Source organism: Micromonospora sp. NPDC049645 (assembly GCF_040675155.1).
Classification (GTDB): Bacteria; Actinomycetota; Actinomycetes; order Mycobacteriales; family Micromonosporaceae; genus Micromonospora.
In genome coordinates, this window is the sequence record NZ_JBFAOI010000001.1 from 777835 (window position 1) to 797234 (window position 19400).

Below are 19400 nucleotides of genomic sequence, written 5' to 3' on the forward strand. Positions count from 1 at the left end.
CGAGCAGCCAGCCGGGAATTCTGTAATCCCACCCGCCCCCGCCAGTCTCCGATCTTGAGGGCGGTCAGCGCACCCCGCGTGGGCGCCGCGCGGACGAGCACACGAGGAGTGAGACCCATGTCGTCAGCCGGTCGAGCACTGCCCGATGTCGGGCTGGTCGTCGCGGCCCGGCAGGGCGACCAGCGTGCCCTCGACGACGTCGTCGCGGCCTCGCTTCCGCTTGTCTACAACATCGTCGGGCGCGCGCTGCGCGGGCACGCCGACGTCGACGACGTGGTCCAGGAGACGTTGGTACGGGTGATCCGGTACCTACCCGCGCTCAACGACCCGGCGGCGTACCGGTCCTGGCTGGTGGCGATCACGATCCGCCAGGTGCGGGACTGGGAGACGCGCCGACGTGTCGCGCTCAACCGCGACGCCGGGCTCGACGCGATCCACAACGTGCCCGACCCCGCCTCCGACTTCGCGGGGATGACCATTCTCCGGCTCGGCCTGACCGACCAACGGCGCGAGGTCGCCGAGGCGACCCGCTGGCTCGACCCGGACGACCAGGAGCTGCTCTCGCTGTGGTGGTTGGAGGAGACCGGCGAGATCGACCGCAACGAGGTCGCCGACGCGCTCGGTTTGTCCCCCGGGCACGTCGCGGTGCGGATCCACCGGATGAAGGAGCAGATCCAGAGCGCCCGAGGTGTCGTACGCGCGCTCCGCGCCCGCCCCGGCTGCCCGGACCTGCGTGCCGTGACCGCCGAGTGGGACGGCACCCCCAGTTCGCTGTGGCGCAAGCGACTGGCCCGGCACGTCCGCGACTGCGCGTTCTGCGGAAGCCTGGGCAACACCCTGCTGCCGATCGACCGGCTGCTCGCCGGCCTGCCGTTGTTGCCCCTGCCGGCGGGTCTCGGCGCCCAGTTGCCGCACGCGGGCACGCCCGCTGCCGCCGCGCACGCGGTCGGGCCGCCGAGTCCGCCGACCGCACCCGCCACCGGGCCGACGCCAGCCGGCGCGCCGCCCACCGATGCCGGCGGCGGCCCGAGCGTCGTCGACCTTGCGGTGAACCGGCCCCGTGGCCTCGTGCCGTCCCTCGCGGCGGGGGTGGCCGCCGCCGTCCTGGCCATCACGATGGCCGTGGTGATCCTGCCGGACGATCCGTCCGCGCCGTCGTGGGCGGCGCCGCCGTCCGCGCCGCCCACCGCCGTCGCCCCGCGCAGCGTCGCGCCGTCGCCGAGCGCTCGGCCCTCCTCGAAAGCGCCGGTCGCGCCGGCGGCCAGCTCCACGCGCAAGGGCGTCGGAGTGTGGAACTTCGCCGGGGCCAGTCAGGCGCTGGCGACCTCCCGGGCCAGTTGGTACTACACCTGGGGCACCCAGCATCCGGGCATCAGCACTCCGCGTGGTGCGACGTTCGTGCCGATGATCCGCAGCGCGGAGAATGTCACCGCCGCGGAGCTGACCCGGGCCAAGGCGGCCGGGCCGTACCTGCTCACCTTCAACGAGCCGGACATCCCCGAGCAGGCGAACATGACCGTCGAGCAGGCGTTGGACCTGTGGCCGCAGCTGATGGCGACGGGCAGCAAGTTGGGCAGCCCGGCAGTCGCCTGGGGTGCGCCGGACCCGCAGGGCTGGCTGGACAGGTTCATGACCGGCGCCCAGGCACGCGGTCACCGGGTGGACTTCATCACGCTGCACTGGTTCGGCGCGGACTTCACCACCGCCGCGGCCGTGGACCAGCTCCGGCAGTACCTACAGGCGGTCTACCAGCGGTACCGGAAGCCGATCTGGCTCACCGAGTTCGCGCTGATCCGCTTCGACGGCGGCGGTCAGCAGTTTCCGAGCCAGGAGCAGCAGGCGGCCTTCCTGACGGCGGCCACCGCCATGCTCGGCCAGCTCTCCTACCTACAGCGCTACGCCTGGTTCGGCCTACCCGCCACGGACAAGGACAGGTCCGGGTTGTTCAGCAACGGAAACGACGCGACGCTGGTCGGCCGCGCGTTCCAGGCCGCCCGTTGAGCAGGGGCGAACGGATGGACGAGCAGAGCGCGGCGGAACGCCCCGGGTCCCGCCTCCGCACCCGGCAGCTGGTCGGCGTCGTCGTGACTCTGGTCGCCACGGGGTTGATCGTCGGTTTCACCCAGGGTTGGGGTCGCCCCGACCAGGCGGCGACCCCCTCGTCGGCCGCTGCCTCGTCGGCCTCCGCCTCGTCGGTCGCTGCGGTGCCGACCGCGCCGGTGGTGCTCAACGGCACCGACGACGCGTTCATCCAACTGCTGATCCCGATGAACGAGGGTGCGCTCGCACTGATCGACCAGCTGGACACCCGACCCACTGACGCGGACCCGTCGCTGCGGGCCCTCCTCGGCGAGGTCCGGAAGGCTCATCAGGCGGAGTTGCGGGACCTGCGCGGGCTGCTGGCCGCGGGCAACGTTGCGGAGCTGAACATCCACGAGGGGCACCAGATGCCCGGCATGGTCACCGAGGCCAGCCTCGCCGAGCTACGCGCCGCGCCCGACGTCGAGGTCTCGTCCCGGGCGGCTGCCCTGCTCCGGGCGCACCTCGCGCAGACCGTGGTGCTGTGCCGGGGCGAGCAGACCGCCGGGGGGAGCCCGGAGCTGAAGGCGCTCGCCGGCCGGATCCAGCAGGCGCGGGCCACCGAGCTGAACACTCTGGACAATCGGCCCGGCGCCGCCACGGCCGCACCGGCCGGCTGAGCATTCCGACCGGAAGACCCGCCGATGCGGACGTCTGACCTGCCCGCCGACGTCCGTCCCGCGTCCCGGGTCGCCCGCCCCGCCCATCGTGCCGCCTCGCCGGAGGTCGTCCGTCCGGCCCATCGTGCCGCCACGCCGGAGGTCGTCCGTCCGGCCGGGCGCGCGGCGCACCGGCCGCGGGGCGCGTCGCCGTCCGACGCGCTCGCCTCGGCGCCGACGGTGGGTTGGCGCGGTGGCCACCGGCGGGCCGCCGGCCGTGCCCCGATCGTCGCCTCGATTCTGACGGTCACCGTCGGGTGGTTGCTGGCGATCCTCGTCGCACCGCACGTCACCCTCTCACCCGGCGCCCGGATGGTCGCCCTCTTCTGTCACCTGACCTGCCTGGTGGTCGGCTTCGGCGCGGTGTTGACGGTGGACTGGTTCAGCCTCCGCTGGCTGCTGCGCCGGGAACCGCTCGGCACCGTGCTGACCGCCGCGCGCGGCGCGCACCTGCTCATCTGGCTGGGCCTGGTGGGTCTGCTCGCCAGCGGGGCCGCCCTGGGCCCGGACACGTCGTCGGGGGTCGTCTGGGTCAAGCTGCTCGCGGTGTTGGTGGTCGGCGTCAACGGGTTGTTCCTCGGCCGGGTCCGGGACCGACTCGTGGCCGCGCAGGGCCGCCCACCCTGGTCGGCGTTGCTGCCCGGCGTCGCCGCCGCCACGATCTCGCAGATCGGCTGGTGGACGGCGACCCTCGTCGGTTTCTGGAACGCCAACAGCTGACGGTCGGGAAGTCAGGCCGACGTCGGGTGCCGCGTCGCGAACCGGGCACGCGTCAGGAACGCCAGTTGAGCCCGCTTGTCCGGCATGTCGATCTCCGAGTCCAGGGTGAAACCCTCGATCTCCAGGCGACGTAGGGCGAGATGGTTGCGGACGTCCGGCTCGACCACGATCCGCTGTGCCGCCGGGTCGCGGAACAGGTAACGGGCGAGGGCCGGGGCGACCACGTTGGTGAGGCCGCGAGCCAGGCGGCGGTCGGGGCTGAGCAGCAGGTGCATCCCGATGTCGCCAGGCTGGACGGGGTAACGCTCGCCGACCGGGTCCGCCTCGGGCTGGTAGGTCTGGAAGAGGCCGACCGGCTCCTCGTCCAGCATGATCAGGTACGCGTGGTGTGTCGAGAGGCTGTCCACGAAGGCGTAGATGTCGCGTACCTCTTCGCGGGTGTGCGAACCCATGCCCCAGAAGGAGTTGCGGGGGAGGGTCACCCAGCCGTGCAGGAGTGCGGCGTCCCGGTCGGGGTCCACGGTCACCAACGACAACTCACCGAGACCGGCGATCTTCTCCAGGTACGTCATCGGGCGCTGTCCTCTGTTCCATCCGGGGCACAACTTAGGTTAACCTCCCCTAACCAAGGATGACCTTACCTGGAGGGGTGCGTGAAACGGAACTGGGAGGCCCTGGTCCTCAAGGCCATGGGAGGCCGGGACTTTCGGTTGACCGTGCTGAGCACCGAGTCGATCGACGGTCACTACCAGCGGCTCCTCCTGGACGGGGGCGGCCTGCTGGAGACGTGCGGGGTGCACCCCACGATGTGGATCCGGCTGTGGTTCGACGACAATGGCCGGGCACACCAGCGCGCGTACACGCTGGTGGACCCCGACCCGGCCACCGGCCGCTTCACCCTCGAATTCGCCATCCACGACGGCTGCGCCGCCCGTTGGGCCACCACGGTCCAGGTCGGCGACACCATCGGCGCGACCGTTCAGGGCAGCGCGTTCGAGCTGCCCGACCCCGCGCCCGAGCACCTCTACCTGGTCGGCGACGCGGCCTCGCTGCCCGCGGTGAACAGCCTGCTCGACGCCGGTGCCGACATCCCGGCGACGGTCTGGCTGGAGTACGCCCACGAGGGCGAGAAGGCGCTCGCGCTGCGGACCCGGGCGCACCACCACGTCACCTGGGTGCCGCGACGCGACGCCGGTCAACACCTGGTCGACACGGTCTGCGCCGCACTGCCGACCAGCGACACCGGCCACTACTGGGTGGCCTGCGAGGCGGCCACCACCCGGGGCATCACCCGACACATCCGCAAGACGCTTGGCGTCGACAAGGACCGGTTGACCTCGCTCGGCTACTGGAAAGCGGCATGAAGGGCCGGCTCGGCACCCTGACCGCGCTGTACGTCACCCAGTACCTCGGCGTCGGCTTCATCACCGTCGGGCTCACCGCCATCCTGCGTGACGGCGGCACCTCGCTGGACACGCTGGCGCTGTTGCAGATCGTCGGCCTGATCTGGCCCATCAAGTTCCTCTGGGCCCCGATCCTCGACCGGTACGGCTCACGGCACCGCGGCCACTACCGCTCCTGGCTGCTCGTGTTGCAGAGCGCCCTGGTGCTCGCCCTGCTGGCGTTGCTGCCGTTCTCCCGCCCGGCCGACGCGCTCGGCCCGATCATCGCGATCTGCGCCGCGTACGTGTTCTTCTCGGCCACCCAGGACATCGCCGTGGACGCTGTCGCGGTCCGGATGCTCGCCGAGTCGGCCCGGGGAACCGGCAACGGCATCCAGGTCGCGGCGAGCTACCTCGGCAACCTCCTCGGCGGCGGCGCCTGCGTCCTGGTCTACGACCAGTTCGGTTGGGCGTCGGCGATCGGCCTGCTGGCCGCGATGACGGCGGTCGGCCTGCTCGTGGTGTGGCGGTTCCGGGAGCCTCCCCGTACCGATCGGGTGGAGCGGGTCGGGGCCGCCTACCGGGCGCTGCTGTCGGTGTTCGGCCAGCCGGGCTGCCGCTGGTGGACGTTCGGTGTGGTGCCGCTGGTCTACGTCGGCGCGGGCATGGCGTACGCCCTGGTCACCCCGGCTCTGGTCGACGCCGGGTGGTCGCTGGGTCGGATCGGCGTCGTCACCGGCGTGGTGACCAGCGCCCCGGCCATCGTGGCGGGTCTGGTCGCGGGGCTCGGGATCGGGCGGTTCGGGCGCGGGGGCGTGCTCGTGGTCGGCGGTGTCACCCTCACGGTGTCGACGGTGCTGCTGCTGCCGCTGATGAACGGCCGCGCCCCGCTGGGCGCGACGGTCGCCGCCCTCTGCTGCTTCATGGTGGCCTACACCATCGCCAACGTGGTCCTCTACACCGTCAACATGGACTACTCCCGGGCCGACACCGGCGGCACCGACTTCACCGTCCTTTCGTCGTTCGGCCTGGTCTGCTCGTTCGTGGCGGCGTCCGTCGGCCTCGCGGCGGCCGACCGGGTCGGCTACCCGGCGGTCGCGGTCGCGGCCATCGTGCTGGTGGCCGCCGGCGTCGCTCTCGGCCTGGCCCACCAGCGGCGGTTCCCGCCGCAGCCCGGTCCCGCCGCCGGCCCGCCGGCCGAGCAGCCGGCAGTGGATGGCGTCAGGGCGGTGGCGTGACCACGGTTTCGCCGGCCGCCGACACCACGACATCGGCACGACTGCCCCAGCGGTGGCTCATCCTGGCCGTGCTGTGCCTCGCGCAGCTCGTCGTGGTGCTGGACAACACCGTGCTGACCGTTGCGGTGCCGGTGCTCACCACCGAGTTGGGCGCCAGCACCGCCGAGGTGCAATGGATGATCAACGCGTACGCGTTGGTGCTCTCCGGGTTGCTGCTCACCGCCGGCAGCGCGGCCGACCGGTACGGCCGGCGCCGGATGCTGCTCGCCGGGCTCGTCCTGTTCGGGGTCGGTTCGCTGGCCGCCGGCCTGGCCGGGAGCAGTGGGCAACTGATCGCCGCTCGGGCCGGCATGGGCGTCGGCGGCGCACTGCTGGTCACCTCGACGCTGGCGGTGGCGATGCAGGTCTTCGACGCCGCCGAGCGGTCCCGGGCGATCGGCATCTGGGCTGCCACCAGCGCACTGGGCTTCGCCGTCGGGCCTCCGATCGGCGGCACGATCCTCGCACATCTGCCGTGGGGCGCAATCTTCCTGATGAACGTGCCGATCGTGCTGGTCTGCCTGCTGGTCGGTCGTGCGCTGGTCCCGGAATCCCGTGGACCGGCCGGCGGCCGACTCGACGTGCTCGGCGCCGTGCTCTCCACCGCCGGCCTGACCGCGGTCGTCTGGGCGATCATCTCCGGGCCGGAGCGCGGGTGGGCGTCGATGGAGGTGCTCGGCGGGGCGGCTGTCGGCGTACTCCTGCTCGCGGTCTTCGTGCGGTGGGAGCGACGGATCGCGGACCCGATGCTGGACATGCGCTTCTTCCGGGATCGGCGCTTCGTGGGCGCGATCTCCGGGGTCGTGCTGATCACCTTCGGCGCCACCGGCGCGCTGTTCCTGCTCACCCAGCACCTCCAGTTCGTCCGTGGCTATCCCGCCTGGGAGGCCGGTCTGCGGATGGCCCCGTTCGCGCTGTCCATCGTGCTGCTCAACGTCAGCGGGGTCGTCGCGGCCGTGATCCGTCGGCTCGGGCTGGCGCTCGCCATCGCGGTCGGCATGATGTTGCTCGCGGCTGGTCTGGCGCTGGTCACCCTCGTCCCGTCCGACGGTTACGGGGTGCTGCTGGCCGGGCTGCTGGTGATGGGCGTCGGTTGCGCGCTGGCCAATCCGGCCATCGTCGAGGCGGTGATGGGCGCGATTCCGGCGGCGAAGGCCGGCGCGGGCGCGGGTGTCGACGGCACCATGACCGAGGTCGGCAGCAGCCTCGGCATCGCGGTGCTGGGCGCCGTGCTGAACGCCCGGTTCGCGGCCCTGTTGCCGGCGGCCCTGGCCGGCGCCGGATCGTTTCCGGTGGCCCTCGCCGCCGCTCGGGAAGGGGCCGAACGGGAGGCCGTGACGGTCGCCTTCGCCTCGGCGCTGGAGACGGGGCAGCTGGTGGGGGCGGCGGCGGTGCTGATCGGTGGTCTGGTGGCCGCCGGCCTGCTACATCGGGCAGATCGCACCATATCCGCCTAATAAGGGTAGGCTACCCTAATCACGACATCGGTAGTCGACGGAGGCGGTATGCGGCTCTACCTCACCGCGCTCAACCCCACCGACGCCGTCCTGGAGGGGCTCCTCCCGGCGGCGGCGTCGCTCGGCCTGTCGGCCACCGTGCTGACCGACCGTCCGGCCGACTGGCCGGCGTACGTGCCGGTGGCGCGATGCGCGGTCCGCGACCCCGCGGCGGTGGTCGCGGCGACGGCAGCGAGCCGGCCGGTGGCGCTACTGTCCAACAGCGACCACCTCCAGGAGGCCACCGCGATCGCCGCCCGAAAGCTCGGCCTGCCCGGCAAGGACCCGGACGCCGCCCGTCTCTGCAAGGACAAGGCCGCGGCCCGTCGGGTGATCGCGGCTGCCGGCCTCGATCTGGTCCGCACGATCACCGTCGACCCGGGTACCGAGCCGGAGGTGCCGGCCGGGATGTTCCCGGCGGTGGTCAAACCCCGGGCAGGCGTGGCCAGCGAGGACGCGTACCTGGTGGTCGACCACGCCGAACTGGCCGCCCGGGTCGCCGAGATCCGGGACCGACGGCCGGACGTGGCCCTGGTGGTCGAGGAGTATCTCGACGGCGAGCTGCGGACCTTCGAGACCCTCGGCGACGGCACGGCGCTGGCCTACCTCGGCGGCTGGCGCACCGGTCTCGGCCCGCCACCGACCTTCACCGAGGAGAGTCTCGCCTGGTCGCCCCCGACCGAGCGGGCGAGCGAGGAGTTGCGGGCGCGGCTCGACGCGCTCGGGGTCGGCTTCGGCGCCTGCCACACCGAGTACGTCATCTCCGACGGTCGGGTCCGGCTCATCGAGGTGAACTACCGCCTCATCGGCGACCGGATGGACCTGATCCTCGCCGACCTGCTCGGTGTGCCGTTGTTCGAGTACGTCATCCGGCTGCACCTCGGCGAGCCCCTGACCGCCCTCGGCCTGCCCGACGCCGTCCACCGCTACGCCCACGTCGAGTACGTCTGCGCGGACCGGTCCGGCCGTCTCGTCGCCGCACCGGGTCGGCTGGACACCGTCCACGGCGAGGTCCGGCTGGGCTGCCATCCGCTGCGCGAGGTGGGCCGCACCGCCGCACACACCGGCACGAATCGGGACTACCTCGCCGTGCTGCACGGAATCGGCCCGGACGAGGGGACCGTCCGGCGGTCACTGGCCGCCTTCCGCAGCGACCTCCAGTGGACCATCGTCGAGTGAGTGACGACTGCGAGCGGGAGGTCTTCGCCCGGGTGCTCGACGCGCTCCTGCGCGAGGACCACCTCGGTCTGCTCAGCGCCGGCCGAGCGGACGGGCCCGACTGGTGGCAGGCGCCGCACCCCGCCGGCCTGCTGCGCATTCCGGTCCGGGCGGACGGGTTCCAGCAGGCCCTACGCGGCGCCGCGCCGATGGTGCTGCTGGTGCTCGACAACGGCGACACCCAGCGTACGGAGACGGTGGACGGGTTGTTGACGCTGCTCGCCCCGCGGGACAACGCCGAGGCCGAGGCCGGTTGGCGGGACTTCGCCGCCGAGTGCCGCGCCGACCTGCGGGCCCGGCGACTGGCCGCCCGGAACCGGCCACGGGTGTTCGCCGAGGTGGCCGCCGAGCGCGCGACCACCCCGACCGGCCTGCCGGCGGCGCTGCTGGACGACGTGCTCGCCGCCCACCACGGCCACCCGGTCTATCCCACCGACCGGTGCCGGCACGGGATGCGCGACGACGAACTGCTCCGGTACGCCCCGGAGCACGCCCCGCGTCTCGCGCTGCGCTGGTACGCCGCCCCCGCCGCGGACGTCCAGCTCGCGGGTGTGCTCCCGTCGTGGTGGCCGCCCGCACCGCGACCGGGTCAGCTGCTGCTGCCGGCCCATCCGATCACCGTGGCCCGCGACGCGCTCCCGGTGCTCGACCTGCCGGTGACCCCGGTGCGGCCCACGCTGTCCATGCGGACGGTGGCCCTCGACCACGACCCGTACCTGCATCTCAAGCTGCCGCTGCCGACCGCGAGCCTCGGCGCGCGCAACCGGCGCACCCTGCAACCGGGCTCGCTCGCCGACGGCGCGACCGTCGCCGCGCTGCTGGACCGGATCGCCACCGCCGAACCCGCCTTCGCCGCTCGGATCCGACACGCGGACGAGAGCACCTGGGCGCACGTCGGCGGCGACGAACGGCGCGGTTTCCTGCTCCGCCGCTTTCCCCGCGACCTGGCCGGCGTCCACGTCGTGCCGGTCGCGGCCCTCGCCGCCGCCGACCCGGCCGCGGGTACGGTCCTGGAACGGATCGGCGGCCAGCGGCCCGTCGCGTTGCTGGAGTCCTACCTGGACCTGCTGCTCGACTGGCACGTCTTCCTCTGGCTGCGCCACGGGATCGCCCTGGAGGCGCACCCGCAGAACATCCAGCTGCTGGTGCACCCGGACGGCACGGTCGGCCTGCTCTACAAGGACAACGACGGCGCCCGGCTCGACCCACGGCAGCACCGCCCGAGCGGGCTGGTCCTGCACGACGACCGGATGTGGGCGCGTGACCCGCAGGAGCTTGCCGACGTGTTCGTCACCATCACCCTGCACCTGGCCGCGACCGCGCCCCTGCTCGCCCTGGCCGCCCGAGGGCTGCCCGTGCCGTCGCCCGCCGAGGCGCTGGTGCCCCGGCTCGTCGCCGCCCGCGACCGGTGGGGCGACGGGCCCGTGGCGCGCACCTTCACCGAGCGGGTCCTGCGGGCCGCCCAGCTGCCCATCAAGGCGATGCTCACCGCCGGCACCCTGCTGCCCAAACAGCGGCTCGGCTGCGCCGACATCAACAAGTACTACCTGCGTACCGGCCCGAACTACCTGCGGGAGACACGATGACGAGCGCGCAGCTGCGCTCCCGGCCGGCCACCGACACCGGTCAGCTCGCCGACCTGGCCGCCGCCCATGCCGTCTTCGGCTGCCTGCTGCGCGAGCTGGCCCCGCCGGAGGGCATCCCGGCCGTGGTCGACGGTGCGGTCCGCCTGCTGCTGCGGCACCTCGACGTCACCCTGTGCTGCGAGGTCGCGCGAGCCTCGCCGCTCGGCGCGCACCGCTACACCGGCCCGGTGCGCCGGAGAACCGATGACGGCCGGTGGGAGGACCTGGACGCGGACCGGCTGGCCGCCCTGGTGGCGGCGGAACTCACCGCTCGTACCGGGCTGGCGAACGACGAGTTCACCGAGCAGGTCCGGGCCAGCCGGGACACCGTGGCCCGACTGTTGGCCGACCGGCCGGCCGAGGATCCGACCCCCACCGGTGAACCCGCCATCGACGCGTACGTCGACTCCGAGCAGTCGCTGGTCTTCGGCCACCCGCACCACCCCACCCCGAAGTGGCGCAGCGGCGACCCGGACAGCTGGCGGGCGTACGCGCCGGAGCTGCGCACGTCGTTCCGGCTGCACTGGCTCGCCGTACCGGACGACCTGATCGCCGAGGCCGGGCCGTTCGATCCGCTGCTGGCCGCCCTCGACCCGCCACCACCCCCGGCCGGGCACCGCGTCCTGCCGGTGCACCCCTGGCAACTGTCGCTGATCCCGCCCACGCACCCATGGCTGCGCGAACTGGGGGCGGCCGGGGTGCCGGTCCGCCCGACGGCGAGCGTCCGCACCCTCTACGCCCCCGAGGCCGACCTGTTCGTCAAGACCAGCCTGCACGTGCGGATCACCAACTGCCTGCGCAAGAACGCCCGCTACGAACTCACCGGCGCGGTGGCGCTGACCGACCTGCTGGCCCGGGTGCCGCTGCCGGACGGGGTCGGGCTGCTCGCCGAGCCCGCCTACCGCACGGTCGACGTCCCCGGCCCCGACGAGGCGTACGGGACGATCCTGCGCACCGGTCTGCGCCCGCACCTGCGTCCCGGGGACACTCCGGTGCTGGCGGCGGCGCTGGCCGCCGCGCCCCTGGCGACCCCGGATCCGGTCACCTGGTGGCGGGCGTACGTCGGGTTGCTGGTGCCGGCGGTGCTGGGCAGCTGGCTCGGCCACGGCGTCGTGCACGAGGCGCACCTGCAGAACGTGGTCGTCGTGCTCGACCGGAACCACCACCCGGTACGCATGCTGCTGCGCGACCTGGAGGGGGTGAAGCTGGACGGCGATCGGTGGGACACCTGGCCGGACGGCGTCCCGGCGCAGGTCCGCTACGGTCCCCGGGCCGCCCACCGTCGGATCGTCTACTGCCTGTTCGTCAACCACCTCGGCGGCATCAGCGCGGCCCTCGCCGACGCGCGGCCGGGAATCGAACGACGGCTGTGGCAGGAGCTGCGAGTCGTCATCGAGGCGGTGGCCGCCGACCTCGGTGATCCACCCCAGTTGCGCGCGTTGCTGGACGGCGAGCCGCTGCTGGCCAAGGCGAACCTGCTGGTCCGGTGGCGGCGCGACGCCGATCGGGCGGCGCCCTTCGTGTCGGTGCCCAACCCGATGGGTGGGCCACGGTGACCCGGCCGGTCTACGTCCACGACCTCGACGCGCTGGCCGCGCAGGCCCGCGTCATCCGGGCGGCGCTGCCCCGACCGGTCGAGCTGTTGTACGCGGTCAAGGCCAACCCGGAACCCGCTGTGCTGCGGACCCTCGCCCCGGTCGTCGACGGGTTCGAGGCCGCGAGTCAGGGCGAGCTGCGCAGGCTCGCCGAGGTGCTGCCGGGACGGGCGCCGGCCGCGTACGCCGGGCCGGGCAAGACCGACGCGGATCTCGCCGCCGCTCTCGCCGCCGGGGTGCACCGCATCCACGTCGAGTCACCCACCGAGCTTGCCCGGCTCGGCGCGCTGGCCACCGCCGCCGGCAGGTCGGCGCCGGTGCTGCTGCGCGTCAACCTGCCGGTCGACGCCCCGGGGGCGAGCCTGGTCATGGGCGGTGGGCCCAGCCCGTTCGGCATGGACCCGGCCGACGCGATCGCGTGCGCCCGCCGCCCGCCCGCCGGCATCGACGTACGCGGGGTCCACGCCCACCTGGCCAGCGGGCTGGACGCGCCGCTGGCCGCGACCGTCGCCGCCGCCGTGCTCCGCTGGGCGGTCGCCGAGGTCGGCGCGTCCGAGGTAGACGTCGGCGGCGGCATGACCGTCGACTACACCGACCCGGCCGCCCGATTCGACTGGGCGGGCTACGGCCGAGCCCTGGCGGACGTCCTGGACACGTACCCGGACGTGCGGCTGCGCATCGAGCCGGGACGGTCGGTCACCGCCTACTGCGGGGCGTACCTCACCGAGGTCATCGACGTGAAGCGCTCCTACGGCGAATGGTTCGTGGTGGTGGCTGGCGGGACACACCACCTGCGGACGCCGGCGGCGAAGGGGCACGCGCAGCCGTTCACCGTGCACCGACGACGCGGTGCCGACGGCCCTCGCACCGACGGCGGGCCGGTCACCGTGGTCGGGCAGCTGTGCACTCCCAAGGACGTGCTGTCCCGGTCGGCCACCGCCGGGCCGATCGGGGTGGGTGACGTGCTGGCCTTCGGCATGGCCGGGGCGTACGCCTGGAACATCAGCCACCGCGACTTCCTGCTGCACGAGCCGCCACTGTTCCGTACCGGTGACCCGGCCGAGATCGCTGCGGAATGGGCGGAACGGCCGCCCGGGTGATGACTTCTCGGCGTGCGGGCGGTTCAGCATGTTATCGATAACATGCTATCTTTCACCTCGGGAGTGAAGGGCACGCTCCCGGTCACCTGAGCCAGTCGGCGAGGCGTGCCGAGGGTCCGCCCCTCCCGCCGCTTCCCGGTCGGTGACCAGTCCGGGCCCCGTCGATGCCAGGCGACCATGGTTGGTCGCCGGACCGCAACGCTCCGGCCGCATGCCCAGCTCCGACGCCCCACCGCAGGCAGCCGCAGCGCCGACGGGTGGCAGCCGCACGCCCCTGTGCCGCTGTCGAGCCACGCGCACCAGACGCCGAACGGCAAGGAGCCCAAGCAATGCTGAGACGTAGGTTCTTTCTCCCATCCATCGCGGCCGCGGCGCTCCTTCTCGCGGCCACCACCGGCGGCGCGCTGACCGGCGGCTTCGGTGCCACTGCGGCGGCCGCCGGCAACGGCACCCTCGCGGCGACCGCCGGCTGCGGCAAGGCCCCCACGCTGACCAGCGGGACGCGGACGATTCAGAGCAGCGGACAGAGTCGTACCTACAACCTGAGGGTCCCGGACGGGTACGACCGCAACCGCCCCTACCGACTGATCTTCGGCTTCCACTGGTTGAACGGCTCGGCCAACAACGTCACCTCGGCCGGCTACTACGGGCTTCAGCCGTTGTCGAACAACAGCACGATCTTCGTCGCCCCGCAGGGCCTCAACGCAGGCTGGGCCAACACCAACGGTCGGGACCTGACCCTCTTCGACGACATCCGCCAGCAGATCGAGAACGACCTCTGCGTGGACACCACCCAGCGCTTCGCCCTGGGTTGGAGCTACGGCGGGGCCATGAGCTACGCGGTGGCCTGCGCCCGGCCCACGATCATCCGCGCGGTCACCGTGCTGTCCGGCGCCAACCTCAGCGGTTGCAACGGTGGCACCCAGCCCGTCGCCTACTTCGGCATCCACGGCATCTACGACAGCGTGCTGAACATCTCCCAGGGCCGGCAGTTGCGCGACACCTTCGTGCGGAACAACGGCTGTACCGCGCAGAGCCCGCGCGAGCCGAGTCGGGGCAGCCTCACCCACATCACCACCGCCTACTCGGGCTGCCGAGCCGGCTACCCGGTGCAGTGGGCGGCGTTCGACGGTGATCACACCCCGAGCCCCGTCGACGGCTCGGGCAGCCCCAACGACTCGCGGACCTGGACCTCGGGCGAGATTTGGCGGTTCTTCAGCCAGTTCGAGTCGACCACGCCACCGACCACCCCGCCCCCCGCCGACCCGCCGCCGACCGACCCGCCGCCCACCACTCCGCCGCCGACCGGTGAACCGGGCACCTGCGCCGCCACCTACCGGACGCTCAACACCTGGCCCGGTGGCTTCCAGGGTGAGGTGACCGTGGCCAACAACTCCACCGCGTCCCTGAACGGCTGGACCGTGGGCCTGACCCTGGCCAGTGGCCAGGCGATTAGCAGCCTGTGGAGCGGTGTCAACACGGGCACCACCGGCAGCGTCACCGTCCGGAACGCCGCCTACAACGGCACTGTGGGCCCGAACGCGTCGACCACGTTCGGGTTCACCGCCACCGGCAACGGCGCCACCGCACCCAGCAACGTTACCTGCACCAGCCCCTGACCGGGGCGCGACGTGGGCCCGGAGCCGACCGGCTCCGGGCCCACTGGTGTCGCGGGTGCCGCGCGACGTGAGATCGTCATGGATCCGGGAGGGTTGCTTCGTGTAGAAGAGATGCTTGATCGCCGCACCGAGCAGGCCGTTGCGGCATTGCGGAGAATGAGCGCCGCTGACGACCGTGGGGAGGTGCCGGGCAGCTGGTCTGCGAGTTGAGCCAACAGGCCCATTGACCCTTCACGAAGGCCATCACCTGCGATGATACAAGTACTTGGATTGACGAAGTCCTATGGCCACCTGAACGTGGTGGACCAGGTCAGCTTTGCGGCGCGGCCCGGTCGGGTCACCGGCTTCCTCGGGCTCAACGGGTCCGGCAAGACGACGACCCTCCGGATGCTGCTCGGGCTGACACGTCCGACTTCCGGTGAGGCACGCATCAATCACCGGCGGTTGCGCGACCTGAGGCACCCGTCGAAGGAGGTCGGCACCGTCCTCGAACAGGGAATCAGCCACCCCGGTCAGTCCGGTCGGGCGCATCTGATCTCCCAGGCGCTCATCGTCGGTGCAAGCCGGTCACGGGTCGACGCACTGCTCGACGAGGTTGATCTCGCGGAGGCGGCGGATCAGCGCACCGGCCAGTACTCGCTGGGCATGCGGCAGCGGCTGGCGGTTGCCACCGCCCTGCTGTGTAACCCACCGGTACTGGTGCTGGACGAGCCGGCGAACGGCCTCGACCCCGAGGGTGTGGCGTGGATTCGCGCTCTGCTGCGCAACCACGCCAACCGGGGAGGCACGGTCCTGCTGTCGAGCCATCTGCTGGCTGAGCTGGCCCATCTCATCGACGACGTCGTGATCATCGTCAAGGGGCGGGTCACGTGCGAGGCCCCGCTCGCCAGCCTGTACGACAACGTGGCCTCCCGGCTGCGGATCCGCAGCCGGGATCAGCGGCGGTTGTGGCAGGTGTTGGAGAGCGCCGGCGGGCGGGTGACCAGGAATGGTGATGTCCTGGAGGTGGTGGGCCTGACGTCCGAGGACGTCGGCGAGATCGCCTTCCAGGCGCGGGTGCCGCTGCACGAACTGACAGTCGACCCACCGGACCTGGAGCAGATCTTCCTGACCATGGCGGCCGCCCGATGATCGCCATCCTCCGCAGCGACCTCTACCGCACCGTGACCATCCGGTCGAGCGCAGTCTCGTTGGCCGTGCTCGTCCTGCTGGGCCTGCTCCTCGGTGCGGTGAACATCGACGCCTGGGCCCTGTTGGCCGGCATGGGCGCGTTCGGGTTCGCCGCGATGGTGGTGGCGCAGCACTACCAGCACCGCACAGCCTTCCTGCTCTACCTCGCGCAACCCAGGCGGATGGTGGTGCTCGGGGGACAGCTGGTGGCGGCCATCGTCGTGGCCACCGCCTTCGTCGCCACAAGTGGCCTCGCCGTGCTGATCAGGGGTGAGTCAGGGCCGTACGAGGACCTGCTGACGGTGGCGCCGATCGTGGCGATCCTCGCTGCCTCCTGCGCGTCCGTCATCCGGCGCTCGACGTGGCTCCTGCTCGGCAGTGCGGGCTGGTTCGTCTTCGTCGAGGGTCTGATCGGCAGGTTGAAGCTGCCACTGCCGTTCACGTCGCTCATCAGCGCCGGTGCCGGCGACACCCGCGGCCTGCTGATCGCCTCCCTGTGGGCCAGCCTGGCCTTCGTCGTGGCAAGCCTCAGCATCGGGCGTGACCTGACGGGCGACTAGCCCGATCGGCAACCACGGCGGGTTCGCGGCAAGCCCGGCCCGGCCCGGCCCACGCCGAGCGGCGGTGCTCGCACAGCCAGCCGCGACCGGCCAGCCCGGTCAACCGCACAACTCGACGCCGCTGTTCGGGTTCCCGTTGCCCCCGCCGCCGTCCCGCTCGCCGTCGGCCAACCTGCTCGGCCGTGACCTGCTGCGTCAGCTCACCTTCGGCATCCCGTCCGGCCAGCGGATCGCCTCGTACGTCGGCGCGCCGGCACTCGGCAGCTTCAACTTCCCGAAGCTCGCCGGGTACGGCCTCGGCCTCGATTCCAACACCCGCTCTTCTCCTACATCCTGGCCCGCGCACTGCACCCCGGGCCCGCGGTGGCCCGGTGTGCAGAGCACGGAAACCGTTGAACGGGACTCCAACGGTCCTCGATGCTTGTGGGGGGAGGGTGCGGACATGACTGGCAATTTCAGTGATTTCAAGGTGGCGGATCTGTCGTTGGCGGCCTTCGGGCGTAAGGAGATCGAGCTGGCCGAGCATGAGATGCCGGGTTTGATGGCGATTCGCCGGGAGAACGCCTCACGGCAGCCGTTGAAGGGCGCGCGGATCACCGGCTCGTTGCACATGACGATTCAGACAGCGGTGTTGATCGAGACGCTGGTGGCGCTCGGCGCGCAGGTCCGGTGGGCGTCCTGCAACATCTTCTCGACCCAGGATCACGCGGCGGCGGCGATCGTGGTCGGCCCGACCGGCACTCCGGACGCCCCGGCGGGTGTCCCGGTCTACGCGTGGAAGGGCGAGTCCCTCGACGAGTACTGGTGGTGCACCCAGCAGGTGCTGCTCTGGCCGGACGGGCAGGGCCCGAACATGATCCTCGACGATGGTGGTGACGCCACGCTGCTCGTGCACAAGGGTGCCGAGTTCGAGGCGATCGGGGCGGTGCCGTCACCGGAGAGCGCGGACTCGGAGGAGTACGCGGTCATCCTCGGCGTCCTGACCCAGTCGCTGCGGGAGGACGACCGCCGCTGGACGCGGGTCGCCGCCGGGATCAAGGGTGTCACCGAGGAGACCACCACCGGCGTGCACCGGCTGTACGAGATGCAGCAGGCGGGACACCTGCTGTTCCCGGCGATCAACGTGAACGACTCGGTGACCAAGAGCAAGTTCGACAACAAGTACGGCTGCCGGCACTCGCTGATCGACGGGATCAACCGGGCCACCGATGTGCTGATCGGGGGGAAGGTCGCCGTCGTGTTCGGCTACGGCGACGTCGGTAAGGGCTGCGCGGAGAGTCTGCGTGGTCAGGGGGCGCGGGTGATCGTGACCGAGGTGGATCCGATCTGCGCCCTCCAGGCGGCGATGGACGGCTACCAGGTCGCGACGATCGACGAGGTGGTCGAGACCGCGGACATCTTCGTGACCGCGACGGGCTGCTTCAGCGTGATCACCAATGAGCACATGGCGCGGATGAAGCACCAGGCGATCGTCGGCAACATCGGTCACTTCGACAACGAGATCGACATGGCCGGCCTCGCGAAACGCGATGACGTCGAGCGGATCACCGTGAAGCCGCAGGTGGACGAGTGGCGGTTCGCGGACGGCCACTCGATCATCGTGCTGTCCGAGGGCCGACTGCTGAACCTGGGCAACGCCACCGGACATCCGAGCTTCGTGATGTCCAACAGCTTCGCCAACCAGACCATCGCGCAGATCGAGCTGTTCACCAGCACCGACCAGTACCCGGTCGGCGTCCACACCCTCCCCAAACACCTGGACGAGAAGGTGGCCCGACTCCACCTCGCCGCGCTGGGTGTCCATCTCACCGAACTGACCAAGGAGCAGGCCAACTACCTCGGCGTCCCGGTCGAAGGGCCCTACAAGCCCGACCACTACCGCTACTGAGAGGGCCGTCCCGCATGATCGCCGTTTCTGGCTCGATCGCGACCGACCATCTGATGCGTTTCCCGGGCCGGTTCGCCGAGCAGCTCATCGCCGGCAGCCTCGACACCGTCTCGCTCTCGTTCCTCGTCGACGACCTCGTCGTCCGGCGTGGCGGGGTCGCGGCCAACATCGCCTTCGGGCTCGCCCAACTCGGGCACCGGCCGGTGCTGCTCGGCGCGGTCGGCGGCGACTTCGGCGACTACCGCAGCTGGCTGGAGCGCAACGGGGTCGACTGCTCGGAGGTGCAGGTCAGCTCCGTGGCACACACCGCCCGGTTCATCTGCACCACCGACACCGACCTCTGCCAGATCGCGTCGTTCTACCCCGGCGCGATGGGCGAACCGGACCGGATCAGCCTCGACGGTGTCGCCGCGCGCGCGGGCGGGCTCGGGCTCGTCATCGTCGCCGCGGAGAACCCGGAAACGATGCTCGCCCGGGCCGCCGCCTGCCGCCGACTGGGCCTGCCCTTCGCCGCCGACCCGTCGCAGCAGCTGGCCCGGATGCCGTCGGCCGACATCAAGGCGATGATCACCGGTGCTCGCTACCTGTTGACAAACGAATACGAGGCGGCGCTGCTGGAGTCGAAGACCGGGCTGAGCGAAGACGACATCCTGCGCCGCGTGGGCGTGCGGGTCGTGACCCTGGGCGCCAACGGGGTACGGATCACCGGGCAGGACGGCGACTTCCTGGTCCCGGCGGCGAAGGTGGGCCGCATCGTCGACCCGACCGGTGTCGGCGACGGCTTCCGGGCCGGTTTCTTCGCCGCGCTCGCCGCCGGCCTGCCCATCGAGCGCGCGGCACAGGTGGGCTGCGTCCTGGCGGCGCACGTGCTGGAGGTGGAGGGCCCGCAGGAGTACACGGTCGACGCCGAGGTGTTCGAGCGCCGCATCGTCGAGTCCTACGGCCCCGACGTCGCGGTCGATGTGCGCACGCTGGGGCTGGCCCGGGTCTGACCGGGCCGGCACCCCGGTCG

16 protein-coding genes are annotated in these 19400 nt (G+C 72.0%); 15 read left to right on the forward strand and 1 reads right to left on the reverse strand.

Annotation, left to right across the window (positions count from 1 at the left end):
- The first annotated feature begins 117 nt into the window (after window positions 1-117).
- Genes AB0J33_RS03685 through AB0J33_RS03695 form a run of 3 tightly spaced genes read left to right on the forward strand, consistent with a single transcriptional unit; the run spans window position 118 to window position 3458 of the window.
- Window positions 118-2001 (forward strand): sigma-70 family RNA polymerase sigma factor, encoded by a 1884-nt coding sequence (locus AB0J33_RS03685; protein ID WP_363609456.1) that lies wholly within the window; start codon window positions 118-120, stop codon window positions 1999-2001.
- Between the two features lie 14 nt (window positions 2002-2015).
- A complete protein-coding gene (locus tag AB0J33_RS03690) occupies window positions 2016-2699 on the forward strand; it encodes a DUF305 domain-containing protein (protein ID WP_363609458.1) in 684 nt (227 codons plus the stop codon).
- A gap of 24 nt (window positions 2700-2723) precedes the next feature.
- Window positions 2724-3458 (forward strand): hypothetical protein, encoded by a 735-nt coding sequence (locus AB0J33_RS03695; protein ID WP_363609460.1) that lies wholly within the window; start codon window positions 2724-2726, stop codon window positions 3456-3458.
- Window positions 3459-3469: 11 nt separating this feature from the next.
- Here AB0J33_RS03695 and AB0J33_RS03700 read toward each other — a convergent pair whose 3' ends face one another.
- Window positions 3470-4030: a GNAT family N-acetyltransferase gene (locus AB0J33_RS03700; RefSeq protein WP_363609462.1), complete on the reverse strand. Its 561-nt coding sequence runs from the start codon at window positions 4028-4030 to the stop codon at window positions 3470-3472.
- 81 nt (window positions 4031-4111) lie between these two features.
- Here AB0J33_RS03700 and AB0J33_RS03705 point away from each other — a divergent pair, with 81 nt between their 5' ends.
- From AB0J33_RS03705 to AB0J33_RS03760, 12 genes are all read left to right on the forward strand, one after another.
- The gene (locus tag AB0J33_RS03705) at window positions 4112-4822 is read left to right on the forward strand and encodes a siderophore-interacting protein (protein ID WP_363609464.1); all 711 of its coding nucleotides are present in this window, start codon (window positions 4112-4114) and stop codon (window positions 4820-4822) included.
- Window positions 4819-6078: an MFS transporter gene (locus AB0J33_RS03710; RefSeq protein ID WP_363609466.1), complete on the forward strand. Its 1260-nt coding sequence runs from the start codon at window positions 4819-4821 to the stop codon at window positions 6076-6078. Before AB0J33_RS03705 ends, AB0J33_RS03710 begins: the two co-directional genes overlap by 4 nt.
- Window positions 6075-7574 carry an MFS transporter gene (locus AB0J33_RS03715; protein ID WP_363609468.1) on the forward strand — a complete coding sequence of 500 codons (1500 nt, stop codon included), beginning with the start codon at window positions 6075-6077 and terminating at the stop codon, window positions 7572-7574. Before AB0J33_RS03710 ends, AB0J33_RS03715 begins: the two co-directional genes overlap by 4 nt.
- A gap of 48 nt (window positions 7575-7622) precedes the next feature.
- Window positions 7623-8792, forward strand: a complete 1170-nt coding sequence (locus AB0J33_RS03720; protein ID WP_363609470.1) for a siderophore biosynthesis protein — start codon at window positions 7623-7625, stop codon at window positions 8790-8792.
- The gene (locus AB0J33_RS03725) at window positions 8789-10417 is read left to right on the forward strand and encodes an IucA/IucC family protein (RefSeq protein WP_363609472.1); all 1629 of its coding nucleotides are present in this window, start codon (window positions 8789-8791) and stop codon (window positions 10415-10417) included. Before AB0J33_RS03720 ends, AB0J33_RS03725 begins: the two co-directional genes overlap by 4 nt.
- Window positions 10414-12012, forward strand: a complete 1599-nt coding sequence (locus tag AB0J33_RS03730) for an IucA/IucC family protein (RefSeq protein ID WP_363609474.1) — start codon at window positions 10414-10416, stop codon at window positions 12010-12012. The genes AB0J33_RS03725 and AB0J33_RS03730 overlap by 4 nt, the downstream gene beginning before the upstream one ends.
- Window positions 12009-13151, forward strand: a complete 1143-nt coding sequence (locus tag AB0J33_RS03735; RefSeq protein WP_363609476.1) for an alanine racemase — start codon at window positions 12009-12011, stop codon at window positions 13149-13151. Before AB0J33_RS03730 ends, AB0J33_RS03735 begins: the two co-directional genes overlap by 4 nt.
- Window positions 13152-13480: 329 nt before the next feature.
- A complete protein-coding gene (locus AB0J33_RS03740; RefSeq protein WP_363609478.1) occupies window positions 13481-14770 on the forward strand; it encodes a cellulose binding domain-containing protein in 1290 nt (429 codons plus the stop codon).
- A gap of 270 nt (window positions 14771-15040) precedes the next feature.
- Complete coding sequence (locus AB0J33_RS03745) at window positions 15041-15901, forward strand: ATP-binding cassette domain-containing protein (RefSeq protein WP_363609480.1); 861 nt, start codon at window positions 15041-15043, stop codon at window positions 15899-15901.
- Window positions 15898-16500 carry a hypothetical protein gene (locus AB0J33_RS03750; protein ID WP_363609482.1) on the forward strand — a complete coding sequence of 201 codons (603 nt, stop codon included), beginning with the start codon at window positions 15898-15900 and terminating at the stop codon, window positions 16498-16500. Before AB0J33_RS03745 ends, AB0J33_RS03750 begins: the two co-directional genes overlap by 4 nt.
- A gap of 442 nt (window positions 16501-16942) precedes the next feature.
- The gene (gene ahcY, locus AB0J33_RS03755; protein WP_363610214.1) at window positions 16943-18388 is read left to right on the forward strand and encodes an adenosylhomocysteinase; all 1446 of its coding nucleotides are present in this window, start codon (window positions 16943-16945) and stop codon (window positions 18386-18388) included.
- Window positions 18389-18402: 14 nt separating this feature from the next.
- Complete coding sequence (locus AB0J33_RS03760; protein WP_363609484.1) at window positions 18403-19380, forward strand: carbohydrate kinase family protein; 978 nt, start codon at window positions 18403-18405, stop codon at window positions 19378-19380.
- Window positions 19381-19400: the final 20 nt, after the last annotated feature.